This is a genomic window from Hyphomicrobium sp. 99, assembly GCF_000384335.2.
In the GTDB taxonomy this organism is placed as follows: Bacteria; Pseudomonadota; Alphaproteobacteria; order Rhizobiales; family Hyphomicrobiaceae; genus Hyphomicrobium_B.
Genome location: NZ_KQ031382.1, coordinates 1,310,540 through 1,329,921, shown reverse-complemented (window position 1 = coordinate 1,329,921; position 19,382 = coordinate 1,310,540). Strand labels below are relative to the sequence as shown.

Annotated in this window: 18 protein-coding genes; 9 read left to right on the top strand and 9 right to left on the bottom strand. The window is 58.5% G+C overall.

Annotated elements, in window-relative coordinates; all coding sequences use genetic code 11:
- Positions 1–111: 111 nt before the first annotated feature.
- From G359_RS06540 to G359_RS06525, 5 genes are all read left to right on the top strand, one after another.
- The gene (locus tag G359_RS06540; RefSeq protein ID WP_045835464.1) at positions 112–531 is read left to right on the top strand and encodes a response regulator; all 420 of its coding nucleotides are present in this window, start codon (positions 112–114) and stop codon (positions 529–531) included.
- A 365-nt stretch (positions 532–896) separates the two neighbouring features.
- Entirely contained in the window at positions 897–3,566 is a 2,670-nt protein-coding gene (locus G359_RS06535; protein ID WP_052699225.1) for a PAS domain-containing protein, read from the top strand.
- A gap of 155 nt (positions 3,567–3,721) precedes the next feature.
- Entirely contained in the window at positions 3,722–3,928 is a 207-nt protein-coding gene (locus G359_RS19925) for an aa3-type cytochrome c oxidase subunit IV (RefSeq protein ID WP_197077538.1), read from the top strand.
- Positions 3,929–3,990: 62 nt separating this feature from the next.
- On the top strand, positions 3,991–4,161 hold the full coding sequence (locus tag G359_RS20355) for a hypothetical protein (protein WP_197077639.1): 171 nt from the start codon (positions 3,991–3,993) through the stop codon (positions 4,159–4,161).
- Positions 4,162–4,570: 409 nt separating this feature from the next.
- The gene (locus G359_RS06525; RefSeq protein ID WP_045835462.1) at positions 4,571–5,467 is read left to right on the top strand and encodes a polysaccharide deacetylase family protein; all 897 of its coding nucleotides are present in this window, start codon (positions 4,571–4,573) and stop codon (positions 5,465–5,467) included.
- Between the two features lie 103 nt (positions 5,468–5,570).
- On the opposite strand, the gene G359_RS06520 is transcribed toward G359_RS06525, so the two are convergent.
- Positions 5,571–6,608: a glutamine synthetase beta-grasp domain-containing protein gene (locus G359_RS06520; RefSeq protein WP_045835461.1), complete on the bottom strand. Its 1,038-nt coding sequence runs from the start codon at positions 6,606–6,608 to the stop codon at positions 5,571–5,573.
- Between the two features lie 487 nt (positions 6,609–7,095).
- Between G359_RS06520 and G359_RS19920 the strand changes: the two genes are divergently transcribed.
- Positions 7,096–7,293 carry a DUF2735 domain-containing protein gene (locus G359_RS19920; protein WP_082072836.1) on the top strand — a complete coding sequence of 66 codons (198 nt, stop codon included), beginning with the start codon at positions 7,096–7,098 and terminating at the stop codon, positions 7,291–7,293.
- 252 nt (positions 7,294–7,545) lie between these two features.
- Here the strand turns inward: G359_RS19920 and G359_RS06515 are convergent, their stop codons facing one another.
- Both G359_RS06515 and G359_RS06510 read right to left on the bottom strand, forming a co-directional pair.
- Positions 7,546–8,475 (bottom strand): glutaminase, encoded by a 930-nt coding sequence (locus G359_RS06515; protein ID WP_082072835.1) that lies wholly within the window; start codon positions 8,473–8,475, stop codon positions 7,546–7,548.
- Between the two features lie 390 nt (positions 8,476–8,865).
- On the bottom strand, positions 8,866–9,462 hold the full coding sequence (locus G359_RS06510; protein ID WP_156150688.1) for a DUF4142 domain-containing protein: 597 nt from the start codon (positions 9,460–9,462) through the stop codon (positions 8,866–8,868).
- A gap of 111 nt (positions 9,463–9,573) precedes the next feature.
- On the opposite strand from G359_RS06510, the gene G359_RS06505 reads away from it, so the two are divergent.
- Positions 9,574–9,816, top strand: coding sequence for a hypothetical protein (locus G359_RS06505; RefSeq protein ID WP_045835460.1), 243 nt, complete (start codon positions 9,574–9,576; stop codon positions 9,814–9,816).
- 13 nt (positions 9,817–9,829) lie between these two features.
- On the opposite strand, the gene G359_RS06500 is transcribed toward G359_RS06505, so the two are convergent.
- Complete coding sequence (locus G359_RS06500) at positions 9,830–11,518, bottom strand: alpha/beta hydrolase (RefSeq protein ID WP_045835459.1); 1,689 nt, start codon at positions 11,516–11,518, stop codon at positions 9,830–9,832.
- Between the two features lie 177 nt (positions 11,519–11,695).
- Here G359_RS06500 and meaB point away from each other — a divergent pair, with 177 nt between their 5' ends.
- Positions 11,696–12,697, top strand: coding sequence for a methylmalonyl Co-A mutase-associated GTPase MeaB (gene meaB / locus G359_RS06495; RefSeq protein WP_045837738.1), 1,002 nt, complete (start codon positions 11,696–11,698; stop codon positions 12,695–12,697).
- Positions 12,698–12,759: 62 nt separating this feature from the next.
- Here the strand turns inward: meaB and G359_RS06490 are convergent, their stop codons facing one another.
- The 4 genes from G359_RS06490 to G359_RS20350 form a co-directional block, all read right to left on the bottom strand.
- Entirely contained in the window at positions 12,760–13,389 is a 630-nt protein-coding gene (locus tag G359_RS06490) for a hypothetical protein (RefSeq protein WP_045835458.1), read from the bottom strand.
- A gap of 208 nt (positions 13,390–13,597) precedes the next feature.
- On the bottom strand, positions 13,598–14,701 hold the full coding sequence (locus G359_RS06485) for an alpha/beta hydrolase (RefSeq protein WP_045837737.1): 1,104 nt from the start codon (positions 14,699–14,701) through the stop codon (positions 13,598–13,600).
- Between the two features lie 229 nt (positions 14,702–14,930).
- Positions 14,931–15,659, bottom strand: coding sequence for a Crp/Fnr family transcriptional regulator (locus G359_RS06480; RefSeq protein WP_082072833.1), 729 nt, complete (start codon positions 15,657–15,659; stop codon positions 14,931–14,933).
- Between the two features lie 291 nt (positions 15,660–15,950).
- Positions 15,951–17,396: a sugar transferase gene (locus G359_RS20350; RefSeq protein WP_156150687.1), complete on the bottom strand. Its 1,446-nt coding sequence runs from the start codon at positions 17,394–17,396 to the stop codon at positions 15,951–15,953.
- A 175-nt stretch (positions 17,397–17,571) separates the two neighbouring features.
- On the opposite strand from G359_RS20350, the gene G359_RS06465 reads away from it, so the two are divergent.
- The gene (locus G359_RS06465) at positions 17,572–18,096 is read left to right on the top strand and encodes a transcription termination/antitermination protein NusG (RefSeq protein ID WP_045835456.1); all 525 of its coding nucleotides are present in this window, start codon (positions 17,572–17,574) and stop codon (positions 18,094–18,096) included.
- Between the two features lie 6 nt (positions 18,097–18,102).
- On the opposite strand, the gene G359_RS06460 is transcribed toward G359_RS06465, so the two are convergent.
- The gene (locus tag G359_RS06460; RefSeq protein ID WP_197077537.1) at positions 18,103–19,362 is read right to left on the bottom strand and encodes a glycosyltransferase family 4 protein; all 1,260 of its coding nucleotides are present in this window, start codon (positions 19,360–19,362) and stop codon (positions 18,103–18,105) included.
- Positions 19,363–19,382 lie beyond the last annotated feature (20 nt).

Below are 19,382 nucleotides of genomic sequence, written 5' to 3'. Positions count from 1 at the left end.
GAATGGTTTCCTGCGTTCGCTCACAATTTCGCGACAGAGGAGCAAGTGCCGCCATTAACGGATTGATTAATATTGCAAAAGGATTGAGGATCGGCTTTTCGGAGTTCTCGTATGAAGTTTGGCGGTTCGGGAAGTATGGTGAAGACCAAGATTTTCGGACAAATACCTCCGCCGCGAGTTCTGCTTGTGGAGGACAACACGCTGATCGCTCTCGACCTCGAGGAGATCCTCAAGGGGTATGGTTGTTGCGTTGTCGGCCCAAGCGTGACCGTAAGGGAGGCGCTTGAAGTGCTCGGTACGGAGGAAGTCGATATCGCCGTTGTCGATTACCTTCTGGAGGACGGCGAGGCTGCGCCATTGGCGCGTGCGCTCGACGACAAAGGCATTCCATTCGCCATTTGCACCGGCGCCGGTGAGGATGAGCTGGGCACGCTTTATCCCAATACCCCAATTCTCGGAAAGCCTTACAATCCGGACGACGTCTCGATCGTTGTGAATAGCCTCATCGCCAGCCGGCTCGCCAGCGGCTGAAGAGTGCCGCAACGGTCAGCCGCCCGCCTAGCTGAAAGCCTACGTTCTAGAGTCCTTGGCCGCACGCAGGCTCAGGTATGCGCGGAACTTTACTCCGGGGCTGGCGTTGCGAGCAGCGTCGTTCGATTTGCGACGCGCTCGATTTGCGATTGAGTGTGGGACAGTGCCGGCCCACCGATCTTCTGACCATCAGTCGACCCGTCCCTAGCGCCCTCCTCCCGAAAGCGACAAAGTCGCGCCAATTCCGATGAGCTTGCAGTTACAGAAATTTCCAGCAAGCATTGCCGCTTCTTCTGTGTGCGAACGTTTCCCTATCGGTCGAACGATTATACCTAGTGATGGATAGATGACGGGAGCGGCGCGCGTTGAGCAGTCAGATTGAGTTTCCGTTCCTCGCAGGCGGCGGAGAAGCATCGCAGATCATCGCGAGCTTCGACTGGTCACGTACCCCGATCGGCAGAATAGAAAATTGGCCGATGAGCCAAAGAGCCGCCTTGTCCCTCGTCCTACGTTCTCCGGTACCGATCGTGACGCTGTGGGGCGAAGACGGCGTCATGATTTATAACGATGCCTATTCAGCCTTCGCGGGGGAACGTCATCCTGCGCTGTTTGGATCAAAGGTTCGCGAAGGGTGGCCGGAGGTCGCGGATTTCAACGACAACGTCATGAAGGTGGTGCTGGCGGGAGATACGCTGGCATATCGTGAATTTCCACTCACGCTCTACCGGCGCGGCGGTCAGGGTGAGCAGGTCTGGCTCGATCTCGATTATTCGCCGTTGCTCGACGAGGAAGGCACGCCCGTCGGCGTCATGGCAATTGTCGTAGAGATCACAGCGAAGGTGCAGGCAGAACGCGAGTTGAAGGCCGAACGAGAAAGTCTCAAGCGCATGTTCGAGCAAGCGCCTGGCTTTATCGCGGTTCTAAGCGGCCCCCAGCACAAATTCACGATGATCAACGAGGCCTACAAGACTCTGATTGGGAACCGTCCAGTATTGGGCAAGTCCGTTTCCGATGCCCTTCCGGAAGTTGCAAATCAGGGCTTCCTTGAATTGCTGGACCGCGTCTACGAAACCGGGGAGCCATTTCTTGGACGGGGCTTACCGGTCAATCTCCAGCATTCGCCAGGCGGTCCATTCGCTTCGCATTACCTCGATTTCGTATATCAGCCGATCACGACCGGCGATGGGAAAACTACCGGCATTTTCATCCAAGGTCACGACGTCACCGAGCAGAAGCAAATTGAAGCCGCCAATCGCGCGGAGACGCGCAAGCTTGATGTGCTGAACCGCACGGGCGCCGCGGTCGCCGCCGAACTCGACGTCACGCGCATTGTTCAAATCGTGACAGACGCATGCACCGACCTGGTCGGCGCTGAGTTCGGGGCGTTTTTTTACAACGTCATCGACGAGAACGGCGAAAGCTACATGTTGTACGGGCTATCCGGCGTCCCGCGAGAAAGTTTCGAAAACTTTCCGATGCCGCGCAACACGGCGATCTTCGAGCCGACGTTCCGGGGCGTCGGGACTGTTCGCTCCGACGATATCTTGAACGATCCACGTTACGGACGGAACGCCCCCCATTACGGCATGCCGAAAGGGCATCTTCCGGTACGCAGCTATCTCGCTGTTCCCGTAACCTCCCGATCTGGCGGCGTTATCGGCGGCCTGTTTTTCGGCCACGGCTCACGGGCAAAATTTATCGCCGAGCATGAAGAGCTTCTGGTCGGCATCGCGGGGCAAGCGGCAACGGCGATCGACAATGCGCGGCTTTATCAGGCCGCGGAGCGCGAGATCGCGGAACGCAAACGCGCCGAGGCAGCGCTCCAGGCGCTCAACAACACGCTCGAACAGCGGGTGCTGGACGAAATTTACGCGCGCTCAAAGGCGGAAGAGCAGTTGCGTCAAGTTCAAAAAATGGAAGCGGTCGGTCAATTGACGGGGGGCATTGCGCACGACTTCAACAACATGCTGGCCGTTATTCTCGGCGGCCTTGATCTTTTGAAGCGACGGCTGGCGAAGGGCGAGACCGACGTTGAACGCTTTGCCGATGCGGCCATCGACGGCGCAAAGCGAGCTGCAAGCCTGACGCAGCGCCTGCTCGCCTTCTCGCGCCAACAACCGCTCGCTCCCGAGCCGATTGACGCCAACAAACTCGTCTCACGTATTAGCGAGCTTCTCGCGCGGACGCTTGGGGAAACCATCAAGATCGAGACCGTGCTCGCCGCGGGCCTTTGGCGCGCGACCGCCGATCCCGCTCAGCTCGAGAATGCGCTCATCAATCTCGCCGTGAATGCGCGCGACGCGATGCCGAAGGGCGGACGATTGACGATCGAAACATCGAATTCGGTCGTCGACGATACTTACGCCAAGGAATACTCGGTCACTGCCGGTCAATACGTGATGATCGCCGTCACCGATACCGGCAGCGGTATGGCACCTGCCGTCATGGAAAAAGCATTCGAGCCGTTCTTCACAACCAAGGACGTGGGCAAAGGCACAGGCCTCGGACTAAGCCAAGTTTACGGTTTCGTGCGCCAATCCGGCGGACATCTCAAACTCTATTCCGAAGTTGGCGTCGGCACGACGGTCAAAGTTTATCTGCCGCGTTTCTACGGCGAGGCCAGCGGAGTTCCCGAGACGCGCAACCCTGTCGACCTGCAACAGGGTTCGACGAGGGAAATCATTCTCGTCGTCGAGGATGATGATCGCGTTCGCGCAGTGTCCGTCGAAGCGTTGAGGGAACTCGGCTATAGCGTTCTGGAAGCGGGTGGCCCGCAGCAGGCGCTGACATTGCTTCAGGCACATGACGACATTGCTCTGCTCTTCACCGACGTCGTCATGCCCGACATGTCGGGGCGGGAGCTTGCAGATCGCGCGCGTCAGAAGCAACCTGAGTTGAAAGTTCTGTATACGACCGGATATACGCGAAATGCCATCGTCCATAATGGCGTGCTCGATCCCGGCACAAGTCTTCTCAGCAAGCCGTTCAATGTCGAAGCGCTTGCCTTCAAACTACGTAAAATTTTGGACGAATAGGTATCACGTCCGACAACTCGGCCTCATCGTGCGTTAACCCGCGCTCCCGCTAGATGCTCCCGTACGGATACAGGTGTGCGGTTCGAACACGCAAATGCATGCGGGAACACGCACCCCTGGACCGAGGTTTAACCTTCAAGGTTATGGAGGCGATCATGGCTGTGACCAGCAATCCTACCGCGTTAGAGATGTTGGAAGAAGAAGGCATCGAACGCGCTGCCGTCGAGAAGCAGCCGTACGCGCCAACGGTGCAGGAATTCGAAAATCATGTCCGCACTTATCGGGATTTCATACGCGGCGTTACCATCTTCGTCGCCCACGTCGCGGTCATTTTGATAGCGCTCGCATATTTCTTCGGTTGAACGCGAAAGGCTCATCCGTGGCGAAGACACCGACCGAAGCTCGACAAGCCAGTCCTCGAAAGATGAACTTTCGGGTTCTGATCATATCGACGGCCCTCGCAGTGCTCATTCTCGGCGGCTTCGCCATTGCATTCATTCGAAAGACGCCGCCGCAAATGGAGGGCGTGCAGAACAAGGCGCCTGCGGAGCAGCCTTCGCAGGCAACGCCGCCTCAAAAGCCGGCTCCTCAGTAGAGTTTGGTCAGTCCCCGCCGATATTCAAAAATTCAAGGTGAACTCTCTGCTTCGGTAGCCTTTGGCCCTCGAATCGACTGCGGTCGGATCAAGTTTTTCTCCGCGGCATGAAATTTTGCACCGGCGGTTCACGTGGAGCGTATGCCGCGCCCGTGAAATTGCAGGGAAATCGCGAGAGAATGTTGCCCATCGTCCCCCCAGGCGAAGCGATTCTCGGGGTGCCCTCGTCTCTGACCTAGCTCGCTCCGAGCGGAAGTTGATATATTCTTTTGGGGTTGATACGCCTTCCCCGGGAGTGAGCTTCTGTGCAGATGGGCCCCGCAGGCTCACCAAATTGTATGGTCAGACTCAAGACCGCTTGTTGTAAACGACTTCGGAACCTGTTCGGCCCTTCTCAACTGGATTTCAAATGCGACGACGGAACCTGAGCCTGGCTGCTTCAGCCGTTATTGCTGCTGCCATTGGCACGTTGGCGCCCGCGCTCGCAGACGACGCTTGCCCGGCTGGTACGCTCGGCGTTTCACGCACGATCGAAGTCGACGCGACCGGCGGCCCATGGATCGGCGCCCCGCTTGGCGATCCGAATTTCCTCGCTCCGGGCGAAGTCGTTCTCACGTTTGATGACGGCCCTTCGCCGAAGGACACGCGCGAGATCCTCGCCGCACTGGCCAAGGAATGCACTAAGGCCGTCTTCTTCATGGTCGGCGAAATGGTCGCCGTGCATCCCGAGATCGTCAAAGAGGTGGCGGACCAGGGCCATACCATCGGAACGCACACGTGGTCTCATCCCAATCTCGCGCGGCTTGACTTGCCCGAAGTCACCCGCGAGGTCGAAGCGACGTTCGATGTCGTGCAGAAGGCTAGTCCCCAGCCGGTCGCGCCGTTTTTCCGCTATCCGTATCTCTCGAGCAGCAAGCTCGACGAGGATTATTTCAAGAGCCGCAACATCGCGCAGTTCGCGGTCGACATCGATTCCTCCGACTGGCGCATGCGCAGTTCAGCCCCAGTCATCGCAAAGGTTATGGCGGGATTGAAGGCACGTGGCCGCGGGATCATTCTGATGCACGACATCCATAAGTGGACTGCCGGTGCTGTGCCCGGTCTTCTCGCGAAACTTAAAGCGGGTGGGTATAAGGTCGTTCTTTTAAAGCCGAAAACGACGCTGCAGCTCGTCGCGGATGTTACGCCGCCAGAGCCTCAGAAAACGACGATGCGATCGTCTTCGCGAAGAAGCAAACATCACCAGACGTCATCGCGTGCCAGACGAGCGGCGCTGCTCAGCAAGAAATCTGCGGAACTTCAGTAAAACCGCACGGTCCCGGAGTTTTTTGCGGGGATGGCGTTTGTGCCGCGCAGTCCCAGATAGACTCACGGCGCCGACTGGAAAGCCGGCGCCGCGATTGAGAGACTTAGGCTGCCTTTGCGACGGCGCCTGCCGGCACCGCGGAGATCGTCTTCAGGATCTGCGAAGCGATCTGGTATGGGTCGCCCTGCGAGTTCGGACGGCGATCCTCGAGGTAGCCCTTGTAGCCGTTGTTGACGAACGAGTGCGGCACGCGGATCGAGGCGCCACGGTCGGCAACGCCATAGCTGAACTTGTTCCACGGCGCCGTCTCGTGCTTGCCGGTCAGGCGCATGTGGTTGTCGGGACCGTAAACCGCGATGTGCTCCTGGATGTTCTTGTCGAACTCCTTCATCAGAGCCTCGAAGTATTCCTTGCCGCCGACTTCGCGCATGTAGGTCGTCGAGAAGTTTGCGTGCATGCCCGAGCCGTTCCAGTCTGTGTCGCCAAGCGGCTTGCAGTGGAATTCGATGTCGATGCCGTACTTCTCCGTGAGGCGAAGCAAGAGGTAACGTGCGATCCACATTTCGTCAGCGGCCTTCTTGGAGCCCTTGCCGAAAATCTGGAATTCCCACTGGCCCTTCGCGACTTCGGCGTTGATGCCTTCGTGGTTGATGCCGGCTGCGAGGCAGAGATCAAGATGCTCTTCGACGATCTGGCGCGCGACGTCGCCGACGTTCTTGTAGCCGACGCCTGTGTAGTAGGGGCCCTGGGGAGCCGGGTAGCCAGCCTCAGGGAAGCCGAGCGGACGGCCATTCTTGTAGAAGAAGTATTCCTGCTCGAAGCCGAACCACGCGCCGGTATCATCGAGAATGGTTGCGCGCTTGTTCGAGGCGTGCGGTGTCTTGCCGTCCGGCAGCATGACTTCGCACATGACGAGCACGCCGTTGGTGCGGGCGGGATCGGGATAGTGAGCGACCGGCTTCAGGACGCAGTCAGAGCTGTGGCCTTCAGCCTGCATCGTCGACGAGCCGTCGAAGCCCCAGAGGGGAAGCTGCTCGAGGTCGGGGAAGGAGCTGAATTCCTTGATCTGCGTCTTGCCACGCAGGTTCGGGACCGGCGTGTAACCATCGAGCCAAATGTACTCAAGCTTATACTTCGTCATTCTGAGCTGCTCCCTGAGTTAGCGTTCTGAGAATTCCTAATGCGTTTGCTGCGACCGGCGTTGGATTGCCTCGGCGCTGAAGTCTGAAATTGCGGACGGCTCCGCGAATGCGCTTGGGCCTCGATGAGAACCTGCATCGTCGGGGAGCTCGCCTGGGCGCCGTCTGCCGACAGCCAAGGCGGATCGAGATTTGCGTGCGGATGCTATTCCAGCGCAGAGTCTCTCGCTCTCATCTTGAGACACGCCGGTCAGCATCCAGTCTCCCTCTTGTGATGCAGGCCCATGGGAGGCCTAAGGCAACGTGGCGGAACACGACGCGTGCTGCGAGCGTTCACCACGGCACGGATGCTAACGAAAGATGCAAATCCAAGCATGCCCATAGTTTGAGCAACTGCTGATTTTTATTGAGGCATCAGAATAAACGGGCGAGAATAGATGACGATCCGACTGCGCCGTGCAAGCAGTGGGACTTCAAGGAGCGACTTAGATGACTGAAATGCACATGAGACCATCGGCAAAGATCTACCAATTCCCGAGGGGCGGACGTGCTTCTTTGCATGGACAGCGCCTCGTCAAACAAGCTGCTGCGATCATTCCCTCGCGGCTCGCCAGACCGGTCGAGTACGGCAGCTGCTGGTATCACGAAGCAGCCATTGAAGATGCCGAGCTGGTGCGTTGGAGCTGAGGCTCCCGAGTTGTAGACGTCATTCTTAACGACACTTTCTTCAACCTCAGGAATTGATCGATATCGCGCGAAGGGCTTTGGTCCTTTTCGCGCGAGGCGGGGAATGACCGCCACCGAGGTTTGGAAGCGCTCTATTTTCCGGCTCTGCCCACCCCCAATATAGACGAATCCCGGACTGGCCTGTTCACCACCTGAGCGTGCGTGCCTACGAGCCCTTTGAGGTCTCGGCCTCGTTCGAATGGTCTCAGAACGTCATGCCCCAAAGATCGACCAGCCCATTCGGCTGGTGAGGCGCTCGAGCGCGATACGGCCCAGACGCGAGTTCCCTGTCTTATCCAATCCGGGCGACCAGACGACGATGGAGGCCGTGCCGGGAGCAATGGCCAGGATGCCACCCCCTACCCCGCTCTTGCCGGGCAGACCGACGCGGTAGGCGAATTCGCCGGATCCATCGTAGTGCCCGCAGGTCAACATGAGAGCGTTAATCCGACGCGCCCTCTCTGGCTGAACGACTGCATGTCCAGTAGACGGATTGCTTCCAAATTGTGCAAGAAACCGTCCCGCCATGGCCAATTGTCGGCAAGACATTGCGATTGCGCAGTGATGAAAGTAAACGCCGAGGGTGAAGTCGACGGGGTTATTGAGGATGCCGAAAGACTTCATGTAATTGGCGAGCGCGGCATTGCGGAAGCCCGTTCTGTGCTCTGAGGCGGCAACTTCCTGGTCGATCGTGATGGTCGAATCGTCGGCCAGGAACTGCATGAACCTCAGGATTTCGCCGAGCGCCTCGCGGGGCAAATGTCCTGAGAGGATCAGATCCGTTACCGCGATGGCTCCGGCGTTGATGAAGGGGTTCCGCGGAATACCCTTTTCGTGCTCGAGCTGAACGATCGAGTTAAAGGGACTTCCCGAGGGCTCGCGGCCGACGCGGTCCCATAGTCTATCACCCACTTTGCCCAGAGCGAGGGTCAGCGTGAAGACCTTCGAGATGCTTTGGATCGAAAACGGCGTATCGGCGTCGCCGCCGGCTGCGACGTTTCCTTCAGTGTCGATAACGGCGATACCGAAAGCCTTCGGATCAACGCGCGCCAGTTCGGGAATGTAGGATGCAACCACTCCTCGGTCCGGCATGTGGCGCATCTCATCGGCGATTTCTTTGACTACGTCGTCAAGCTTACTCACGGCATGCCCACTCTCGTGACTGCGATCGTTCCCACCTACTAGCGGGCATTCGCTCAATCACACAAGCGGGCGAAATTGCTTCAGGCGTTGGCTCCGAGCGCCCAAGGTGATTTCGCTTATTTCCAACGAGACGAGCAGATCCGCTTCGCGATGAAGCGCACGGCTATGTTGAACATCGAGAGGCGGCGAAGAGAATTAGGATTGCATTTTTTGTGTGGGTAGAGTCGCGCTGATCGTCGCTGGCAATTGCAGAATCGGCGCGATTCAACTAGGATTTTCTTGTTGTACGCTCCCGTACATTCATTTGTTAATATTGCATTTGGCCCCGAAGGCTTCTCACTTCGGGGCCTTTTTCATTTTGTGATCGAGTTCGAGAAAAGCTCTCGCGTGCTAGCTTTTTGAGTGCACCTTCTCATTGAGATCTTTCGCCATCTCCAGATGGTGCTGAAGCGTGGGAAGAAGTTTCGTTGCGAAGGCCTTCACTTCCGGCGTCGGTCCATTCGCTGCATAATCCTTGAACTTGGCAACGGTATCCTCGTGCGCCTTCAGCTGCTCGTCCGTATAGGCAGCGTCGAACCCATGCTCAGTCGTGAACAGCCGCAGCTTTGCATATTTGGCCGCGTGCGCCACATCCAGAGTGTCTGAAGGCGGCTCGATTTTGGCTTCCGTGAGAGCTGCCTTCAACTCGTCACCCGCCTTGGTGTGATCGGTGATCATCTGCTGCGCGAAGCTCTTCACTTCGGGTGACTTGGCGTATTTCAACGCAAGCTGGCTCGTGTCGATTTCAAATTTATTCCCAACGGTGGCATTGTTTATGAAATCTTTGGTTTGACTCGGGACGTCCGCAGCCAATGCCGGCAGGGCAAAGCCCAGCACAATCGTTGCTAATATTGCTCTCATCGCGATCTCTCCTACAGTCATTCGACTTGTGGGCTCGTAACCGCCGCGGGACAGGCAATGTTCCCGTTCCGCATGGGCCAGCGGCATTCGAATGTTTGAGGAACCCGGGCCCGCAATCCTGCGCGGATCGCTTTCTTTCAGGATCCGGAACTTTGCGATTTCTGCGCAGTTTTTCGGCAATAGAGCGGAGATTTCGCCGTGCAGGAATATTTGAGCGAATTTCTTTTGGTCCTGTCAGTCATCGGCGCGCCGATCGTTCTCGGCGCCCTGTTGTTTTATGGCATGACCCTTTCAGAGCGCAGGCGCTCGGAGCGTGCGGATCGGGAGACGAAACGCGTCTATGCCGAGGAGGAACGTAGTCGCCGCAGCAAAGAGCGAGAAGCGGAACGTTCTCCCCGCGCTTTGGATATACTTAAACGCCGAACGGGTATGACCGGCTGACGAGGCTACCGCTTCAGTTGGTTGCCTGAAACCGCCAGAACGTTCCCGCGGTCGACTCGACGGTCAAAATGCTTTTCACGCGCTTATCGGGCGGGCGAATGCCGAATTTCACGAGCGCTTTGACGTCGTCGAGCAACGCTGGATTTTCCGCGTAGCCCGAGTGGTTGAGACCCAGCGCATCCGTCGAGACAGCGGTGACGTCGATAGTGTCGACGCCCGGTATGATCAGCGGCCCGTCCTTGGGAATGTCTCCCGCACGCGGCACGCCACCCCAGAACCGCGCGGAATATCCGAGTGCCCGATCGTTCGAAGCGGCATAGAGGGTCACGCCCTTGGCGAAGTTCGTGATCTCGCGCGCGATGATGTTGAACTTATCGCGGTCGACGTCGGGCGCCGCGAGAATGACCTGACTGATCACGACGCCTTCGGGGATCTTGGGCCTCAACCTTTCGAGCACGCGGAGCAATAGCTCGTTACCCATCGAATGGGCGATGAGACTGATGGATTTCGCGCCGCTCTTCTGGATGACGATTTTGAGGAAGTCCGCAAGCATCGGCTCGGCCTGCTCGACGCTGCCGTGATCGTAGGTGTAGCTCGCGACCTTGCCTCCGGACGGCCAGCTGTAGACAAACGGCACGCCATCGAAGCCGAGATCGTAAGCGATCTGCGCGGTCCGATAGAGCGCACAGTCAAAAGACGTGTTGAAGCCGTGCACGAAGACGAAGGCGTGATCCTTGAAAGTCGAGGACTTTGCCAATTGTTCTTTGACGAGCGCCAGCATCTGATCTTCGCTGAGGCTCTTTATTTCCTGCAGCGTGAAATGCTTGTTCGGATCCTCTTTCTCTTCGTAAATCTTGTATTTGAAATACGGGATCTCGAAGAGCTTTGGCCGCTCGATGTGCGGAACCTCGTGGCTGAGCGGCACGGTGATCAACGCGCGCCCGAGCTGCAGCCGGTGGCCTCGCTCGGAACCGAATTGCAATCTCGCGGGGTCGGGTTCGACTGCGCGATCCGTCCCATAGAAGACCGGAACGACTTTGAACTTATTTGACGGATCGCTTTCGATGGCAGCGCGAGCTGCGACCGACGGCGCCGCGGGCGGCGGCAGGACAGGGGCTGGCGCCGCCATCGGAGGAATGCGCGGCTCCGCCGATGGTGGGGGCGGCGCGTAGTCTTGATGAGGCCCGGCTCCCGGCGGCTCTGCTGTGGTGATCTCGGGCGAGGGTTCGGGGGGCGCTGCCCCGCCGGCAGGCTCTTCGGATTGCGGAGGTGAGGCCGAGTCAGCCGCTTTAGGCTCTTCGGAGGGAGGGGGAGCAGCGCCGGCCGCTTTGGGCTCTTCCGGTGGGGGAGGCGGAGCAGCGCCGCCGCCGGCGGCTTCCTTGTTGTCCGTCGGCTCGTTCGGCTGTTCATCCTGCGACCGCTGGGCAGCGGACCTTTCCTGCTGCTCGAACTCCCGCTTTCTCGCCTCTTCCCTTTGCTGATCAGCTTCTGGGGGTGGCGCGACTTCCGGCCACGCGGGCGCGTTGGCTTGTGGCGAAGAGGGCGGCAATGGAGCCTCGATCTGGCGAGACTGTTCTTCTGCAGATTTGCCGATTTTCGGGGTTTCGCTACACGCCGCGAGCAATCCGCACGCTGCAAGTATCGCCAGCCCCAATCCCGTCCTGCGTGCCGGTCTACGCCAGCCTTCAGTTGCCCAAATCACGCTACCCTCCCCTAGGACGCGGCCCGCGCTCAAGCTAGGCAGCTTGAGTGCGCCAAGCAACCGGCTCTATGGCAGGAGATTGTGACGGCGGATAGCGTCGAATTCCCGGCTTGCGGGATGACCTCTTTCCTGCCCATCGTCACGGCAGATGAACGAACAGGATTCAGCTTCTCACCCATGGCCGTTACAGCCCTCCCCGCCCACAGAATTTCCGTTGCCGACTACGTTTCCGGTATCGCCAATGGCGACCGCGCGCTGCTCGCTCGCGCCATCACGCTCGTGGAAAGCTCAAACCCGGATCACGGCCGCCTCGCACAACAGGTTTTGCAGGAGCTGCTGCCGAAGACGGGGAAAGCCGTTCGGCTCGGCATCACCGGCGTTCCTGGCGTTGGCAAATCGACGACGATCGATCAGCTCGGGATGAATCTTCTCGCCGATGGGCATCTGGTGGCCGTCCTTGCCATTGATCCGACCTCCAAACGCTCAGGCGGCTCGATCCTCGGCGACAAGACGCGCATGAGCTCGCTCGCGCAGGAGAAGAATGCCTTCATCAGGCCTTCGCCGTCGTCGGGTACGCTCGGCGGCGTGACGCGACGCACGCGCGAAACCATGGCGCTCGTTGAAGCGGCCGGCTTCGATGTCGTCATCGTCGAAACGGTCGGCGTCGGTCAGTCCGAGGTTGCCGTCGCGGATATGGTCGATTTCTTCCTGGTGCTTCTGCTCTCGGGCGGCGGCGATGATTTGCAGGGCATCAAGAAAGGCATCATCGAGCTTGCCGATATGATCGCCATCAACAAGGCGGACGGCGATAACATCAAGCGCGCCCAAAGCGCGGCGGGGGAATACCATAACGCGCTGCAGATTTTCACGCCGCATGGCGCGACGTGGTTTCCTCCGGTCTTGACCGTATCGGGCCGAGACAATCGCGGTCTGAAGGAACTTTGGGCAAAGGTTCTCGAGCATCGCGAAAAGATGACGGCGACGGGCGAGTTTGCAGCCCGGCGACAATCTCAAGCCGTGTCGTGGATGCGCGATATGCTTGAAGACCGCCTGATGGGTGCCCTCAGGGCCAATCCGCGGGTGGCGGCGGAGCTTCCGACTATCGAGGCCTCCGTCCGCAACGGCACGCTATTGCCGACGCTCGCGGTCGAACGCATCATGTCGATGATGGGGATCTGAGAAGTTAGCCGGTCGCGCCCGTCTCGAATACGTATTGATTTCGAATAGCGGTCGAATGCCGATTATTGGCGCTCGATGCTTCCTGTCTCAATGGAATGCTGGCGAGACTTGACCTCGGACAGCGAGATTTCGATTTCCGCATTTCGCGCGGCGACGAATTCCGCCTCCCGGCGCGATGTCTCAACTGCGGCCAATGACGCTTCTATCTCCGCATTTCGCTCATCGGCAAATCGAGCGTCCTGGTAGGCAGCCATGGCGAGGTTGATTTCACGATTGCGGTCCATTTCGAATTCATCAGCCTGAACAGCCGCAACGCGAGCCATCGATGCGTCGGCCTCCGCGTTTTGCTGCCGCTCGAATTCTGCTTCCGCGATGTCCTGCGCTTCCCGCACACGCCGATCTCGAACCGCTGCCAAAGATGCGTTGATCTCGTCGTTGCGTTCGTGCTCGAACTTAGCTTGCTGGTATGCAGCAAACGCCGTTTCAATTTCGGCATTCCGAGCGCGCTCGAATTCGGCGCCCTGCTGAGCTTCGACGCGCGCCACTGAGGCATCGATCTCGGCGTTTCGCTCACGCGCAAACGCGGCATCGGAAATCGACGGCGGGGCATCTTCAGCGAAGGTGGAAATTACGTCGACGTGGAATGCAAGTCCCGTCAGGACAATTGCAAGCATATTGCGCATGTATGACATTGGAGATGATCCTCGCTTGGCAAATTGGTTTTGCGATGTCTCGCCGGCGAGGTCGATAATGGAGCTGTTTTGCTTAAAATTGCGTGCATTCAAAAATTAGTTTGCACGCGGCCTTTATGCTCGTTGTTGGCATGAGCGCAGTAAACGGCGATTAGGGACTGCGACGATTTTATTTCGATCCATCGAAATCGTCTTTGTACCCCCAATATTAGGAGGCGAGATGATCACTGAAGAATTTGGCTATTTCTCCGAATGCCTCGTCGGTCTCGGGCAGGAATGGTGAGAGATATTGTCCGTGGCTTTGGCCTTCCAAGACCTGCAAAGCCGCAGTGACGCCAGCCTTGCGAAGCTTTTGATGCGTGCGCACCGTATCGCTCAATAGAAGATCGCGCGTTCCCGACGTGAGGATAGCGGGCGGAAAGCCTGAAAAATCGCCGAAGATGGGCGAGAGCAGCGGATCGCGCGGATCGTTCTGCCCGGCGTAGAGCGTGCTTGCGGCGTTTGCCCAGCTGCGGCGGGAGACCAGGGCATTATCGACATAGGCATTCGCCATGATCGAATCTCCCGACCAGGTGAGATCCGCCAACGGGCTGCCAGGTGCGATGGCTCCGGGAAGGGCGATACCTTCGGCCTTCGCCCGATGAATGGCGCACAACGTTAGCGCGCCACCGGCCGAGGTTCCGAATATCCCCATCTTGCTCGGATCGTAGGCGGCCAGCAGCACGCCCCATACGGCCATCACATCATTAAGGGCGGCGGGATATGGATAATCCGGCGCCATTCGATAATCGATCGAGACGACTTTGCATCTGGCGTAACCGGCCATCAGCATTCCTTCGCCGGCTCCAGCCTCACCGGGAAAGAGGACGTAGCCGCCGCCGTGGATGTGGACGAGGAGTCGGTTGCGATTTTCCGGCGCGATATCTTGCGGCGTGATGACGAAGACGGGCACTCCGCCCATCGTGGTCTGATCTACGGTCAGACCGAAATGCTCGCGAATGGCCGCGATTGCCGGCGCCGCGCCTGCCGCGCTCTTGGCTGCGAGGTCTTTCCACGTTGCAGAGTCTTCTGGAAGCGCGTTCCATCCCGGCGGATAGGGGGCGGCGATGACGGCTTGCAGCCCCTCGCTGACCGTTCCCGGCACTGGCAGGCTGCGAGCAGGGAGCTGGCGGGCCTTGAGAGCGCTGGCTGGCGGGGCCTCCTCGGCACTTGCCGTCGCGGGGAGCGCTGCCGCAGCGAGCGACCCACCGAGAAACAGCCGGCGCGAGAGCGAGAGCTGCTTGTTGATCGCGGCAAACGAGAGGACGCTCATAATGTCGGTGTTCTCCATCGGGGGAGACAATGAGAGGCTTGAATATCAGCAGCGCGTCAAGGCGAGAAAACCACGCAGGAGCAATGCGATAGCGTCGCCCGGGTTTGCCACTGGGACGCGCGCCCTTTGCCGTCAATATCTGGTGGAATATGCGGCGCGACTGCCGACCAGGCGATCAAGATTATCGCCTGGCAAAAGGATCAGCGGAGATTAGAGAACATTTCTGAGCTTACTGCAGCGCGTCCAGCACGGCGCCATTCGACGCGACCCAGGGCGGCGTTCTCGCAGCGTCATCCGCGACAGATTTCAAACCCTCTAGATCCTTAAGTCTCAATCCGTGCGAGGGCGCCGTTTCGATCATTCCGCACGTTTCGAGCTGCGTGAGGGCGAGCGCCAGCTCCTCGATCGTAATGCCGAGAAAATCGGCTATGACTCCGCAGTTGACGCTATCGTCGATGAACGTCGGATCGCCTCCCTCTTCGCGGCTACGCTGCGAAACGGCCGTCAAGAATGAAGCGAGGCGCACCGCCGGCTGTTGGCTCGACGACTTGGCGAGACTATCGCGGCGAAAGATGAACTCGCGCTCCACCGCTTCGTCAAATCTCGCTTTGTTATGGGTATCGTTGGCGATGAGCTTGTCGACTGTATCCAGCGGAAAACAACGAACGCTGCAATTCACGGAAGCTCGCGCGTTGACGGCATGGCGTTCCAAAAAGCCCATGCCGACGAGATCGCCCGCGAGCGCATATTCGACGATCTCCGACGCTCCGTCGGGCCGCGTGCGGTAGATGCAAAGCGCACCGGTTTCGACACGGTAGACGCTCGCTTTTAGATCACCGGACTCAAAAAGGACTTCGTCACGTGCGAGACTGCGAACCTTGCCCAATTCGCGATGTGGGGCGGGGACTTTTCGCACGAGGATCGTGCTACCGAAATGGTCGGAATCTGGTCGTAACATGCTCAAACTCCACACAACAAAAAACGTCAAAAGGCTCGCCGAAAACAGGGCGCGAGTTTAGAAATCGATCGAAGAAGGATTAGAAGTAGCGGCTGGAAAATTGCCAACGTGAACATTACGAATAAAAAAGCCTATATGCTCTACCTCATTTCTTCGATTGTGTCCAATTGCTTCAGAAGTCAATCCGCACACTATCTATCGTTTTCCACCGGTTTGGTTGATCAGCTCCCGCCTTAACTTTGCGACCGCAATCCAGTTCCGAATTGAGACTTAAGTCTAGAGCGTTGGGGCTTAAGACCTCAGGTCGCGCCATGCCTCCTCGATCGCTCGGTGGTCGATCCTTTCGCCGAAGAGCACCGTTTTGGCGGTATTGAGCAGGATCAGCATGTCGAGGGCGAAAGACGCATTCCTGATGTACCAAAGGTCCAGAGCAGCTTTATCTTCAGCAGAGAGATGACGTCCTCCGTTGATTTGAGCCCAGCCCGTCAGCCCCGGCCGGAGACGCAGGCGCGCCGCAGAAAATGACGGCTGATCGACCGGCAAAAGAGGCCGGGGCCCGACGAGCGACATGTGTCCGAGCAGCACGTTGTAGACTTGCGGGAGCTCATCGAGGCGAAGTCGGCGCAGAAGTTTTCCGACTTTAGAGACACGTTCGGCATCGGTCAGATTGCGGCCGCTTCGGTCGCGCGCGCGCCTCATGGTCCGAAACTTCAGCACCCGTATCGGCCGTCCCAAAGCGCCTGGCCGCTGCTGCCAGAATATCAGCGGGTATCCAACGTCCAGCAAGACGATCGCGCCGATGATCAGCATCAACGGCACCAAACAAACGATGCCGATCCCAGCTGTCGTCGCGTCGATCAAACGCTTCCATCGCAGGTAGGAACTTGCCGGCAGTTCGCCGCTGGAGAGCGGAGATGCAGCGATTACGGACGGCTCCGAGCCGGCAACTCTTACCCGAGCGGCGCTGTCGAACATCAATTCACTCAAGCCATACTGAGCCGATAGCTGATCCACGCGAATGGCCCCTGTTCTTTCGATCTCAGCCAGCGCCTCCTGTGCGCTTCGAGATAAATGAGCGTGAGGCATTGCAAGCACGATGCGGTCGATGCGGATACCGTGAACCGACAGTTCATGAAGAACCTCTTCCGCTGCCTCAGGCGGTCCGAGGATCTTGCACGAGCGAAGGGATCGTCCGTGATGCCGCTCGGCATTCGAAAGAATGCCGGCAATATGAATATGTTCGCGGGCATTTTCCGCGGCACAACGCAGGAAAAGATCTGCGATTGGATTGAGACCAACGAGCAGAACGTTTTCGCGTTCGTCGCGAAAGAGCGCTCTCGCCATTCGTCCTCGGCGTCTCACCGAGTGGCGCAGGCGCATCGCCGCCCGCACACCGACGAGCATGCAAAGAATGAGAAGCCCCTGCATCACCGGCAACGAACCGGGTATGCCCTGGACGCCGTCAAAGGCAAAATTTCCCGCAATGGAAAAGACCACGATCCACACTGCTGCCGCCAGAACCAGCCAGCAGTCATTCAGCGAAGTGAACCGCCATACGGTGCGATTGAGTCCGAATATCCAGAGGACCGGGATCGCAACACCTATCGTGATCAGGGGATAGAGCCCTATGTTCGCGATCGCCGGAAGTGGCGACTGGGGGCCGCACAGAACGATTGCCAGGAGTGTCGACATAACGATCAACGCAACATCAACGGCTAGCAACACAAGACGGTGCATCCAGAGAACTCCGCCAGCGATCTGGTTCAAAAAACGAAGCGCACTCCGATGACTAGTTCCTATTGCTCATGTCAACAAGCGGCTCCGCGCAGCGAATCTGTGGATTGAGGCGGCCGTTTGGTAGCCGCTGCGCGCGCCTAGTGTTAGTTCTTTCGGATCAATCCCGGGAGGACCTATGAACTGCTTCGTTTCCCAGCAAGGCTCGCTCGCAATCTGGATAGCGGTGAATACGCATCCCAACCGAGAGCGCTCGGCAGAGCAAAATCTTCGAAACCAGGGATACGAAGTCTATGGGCCGGTGATCCGAAAGCAGATCCGACACGCGCGGCGCGTCAGTGACGTTCTTCGCCCTCTGTTTCCCGGCTACCTATTCGTGCGATTGAACGACACGCAAAGCCGGTGGCGGCCCATTCTTTCGACCGTCGGAGTTCGATCGGTCGTCTGCACGCGCGATGTCCCGTGCATCCTTCCTGTTCAGCTCATCGACGACCTGAAGGCGCGCGAGAAAGACGGGGTTATTGCGCGCTCCGTCTCATCTCCTCAACTCGGAGAGACCGTGCGAGTCGGCCGTGGCGCGTTCGATGGCCTCGCCGGAAAGATCATCGATCTTGCTGAGAATGATCGCCTCGTTGTCTTGATGGATTTTCTCAACAGGCCGGTCAGAGTCAAGATCTCCAGCGACCTACTGTCAGTCGTGTAGCGTTGTTCACTCGAGAGTTGGTTCAGCACAGCATTCATTCGAGCGGCTTATCGCTCGCGGCCGTTCAACTCTCTCGAGAAGTTCATTCCAGGCGGAGATGGCCTGTTCTTTGCTGAAATTCTCCTCGCACATGCCTCTGGCGCGCTCGCCCTGGCGGCGACAGTGCACCGTGTTTTTTGCCATTGTCGAAAGGGTTTCAGCGAGACCGATACCATCGCCGGATGCGATCGTTGCGCCGCATCCGTATTGCATTATCAGACGCGCAATCTCTCCGTCAGCGGCACCGACAAAAATGATGGGGCGTCCCGCGGCGGCGATCCCGTAGAATTTGCTCGGTACGATAAGGCCCTCAAGCGCGGGCCTCAATAGCACAACGTGGACGTCCGCCACCGACAGGCTTTGGCTGAGATTTTCGCGCGGCTGATAAGGACGGAATGTGAGGTTGGCGATACCTAGCTCTTCGGCCGCGCGTTTCAACTGCTCGAGGCCTACACCGCCGCCAACGAACAGCCAGTGGATTTCCGGCTCGCCGTTTTGACCGGTTATCGTCATTGCATCGACCAAAGTCTCGATGCCGTGCGCTCGACCCAGATTGCCGGAATACGCAACAACGAACTTCTCCGAGAGACCCCAATCGGACCGCAGGCGATTGCTCATCGGAGGTACGGGGCGAATGGCGTTCGTATCCGCCCAGTTCGGAATCATAATCATTCGATCTTGCGTCACACCCAATTGCAAAAGACGTTCCGCCATCAACGAACCGATCGCGACGTTCATCGAAGCTCGGCGAAGCGAGAGATCCCGCAGGAGGCGCAACGGGCGGAACAGCAGAGGCGAACGCTTGCCCGCGAGCTGGAGTGCTTCCGCGACCTCGGGAAAGACATCCTGGAGCCAATTGACGAGGTGAGCGCCTCGCGACCACGCAAGGACCAATGCCAGAATCGAAAGTGCGGGCGGATCCGTCATCGCAACAACGATGTCACCTCGGCGCGCCGAGCGTGCCAGCGTCAACGCTGCTGAAAAATAGAACGTCAAATAGTCGATCAAGCGAAACACGAGGCCTGTGCGGCCGTACCGCGAGGTCCAGACACGTTCGATATCGACGCCCCTCACCCTCTCACGTGTCGGCAGGGCCGCCCTGGCATCTTCATATAGAAGGCGGCTCGTGATCACGCTGACCTCCGCGCCGCGCTCCGCAAGGCCGAACGTGAGATCCGTCAGCATCTGGCTTGTGGCCGAATAATCCGGATAGAAAAAGCGATTCATGAAAATTATGCGCAACGGCG

Bases quoted from the DNA above. Each gene is read 5' to 3' on its own strand.
- G359_RS20355 (WP_197077639.1), top strand. From the start codon at position 3,991: ATGAACTTTCGGGTTCTGATCATATCGACGGCCCTCGCAGTGCTCATT.
- G359_RS19920 (WP_082072836.1), top strand. From the start codon at position 7,096: ATGACTGAAATGCACATGAGACCATCGGCAAAGATCTACCAATTCCCG.
- meaB (WP_045837738.1), top strand. From the start codon at position 11,696: ATGGCCGTTACAGCCCTCCCCGCCCACAGAATTTCCGTTGCCGACTAC.
- G359_RS20350 (WP_156150687.1), bottom strand. From the start codon at position 17,396: ATGCACCGTCTTGTGTTGCTAGCCGTTGATGTTGCGTTGATCGTTATG.
- G359_RS06480 (WP_082072833.1), bottom strand. From the start codon at position 15,659: ATGTTACGACCAGATTCCGACCATTTCGGTAGCACGATCCTCGTGCGA.
- G359_RS19925 (WP_197077538.1), top strand. From the start codon at position 3,722: ATGGCTGTGACCAGCAATCCTACCGCGTTAGAGATGTTGGAAGAAGAA.
- G359_RS06465 (WP_045835456.1), top strand. From the start codon at position 17,572: ATGAACTGCTTCGTTTCCCAGCAAGGCTCGCTCGCAATCTGGATAGCG.
- G359_RS06525 (WP_045835462.1), top strand. From the start codon at position 4,571: ATGCGACGACGGAACCTGAGCCTGGCTGCTTCAGCCGTTATTGCTGCT.
- G359_RS06460 (WP_197077537.1), bottom strand. From the start codon at position 19,362: ATGAATCGCTTTTTCTATCCGGATTATTCGGCCACAAGCCAGATGCTG.
- G359_RS06540 (WP_045835464.1), top strand. From the start codon at position 112: ATGAAGTTTGGCGGTTCGGGAAGTATGGTGAAGACCAAGATTTTCGGA.
- G359_RS06510 (WP_156150688.1), bottom strand. From the start codon at position 9,462: ATGCCGCTGGCCCATGCGGAACGGGAACATTGCCTGTCCCGCGGCGGT.
- G359_RS06490 (WP_045835458.1), bottom strand. From the start codon at position 13,389: ATGTCATACATGCGCAATATGCTTGCAATTGTCCTGACGGGACTTGCA.
- G359_RS06520 (WP_045835461.1), bottom strand. From the start codon at position 6,608: ATGACGAAGTATAAGCTTGAGTACATTTGGCTCGATGGTTACACGCCG.
- G359_RS06485 (WP_045837737.1), bottom strand. From the start codon at position 14,701: ATGAGCGTCCTCTCGTTTGCCGCGATCAACAAGCAGCTCTCGCTCTCG.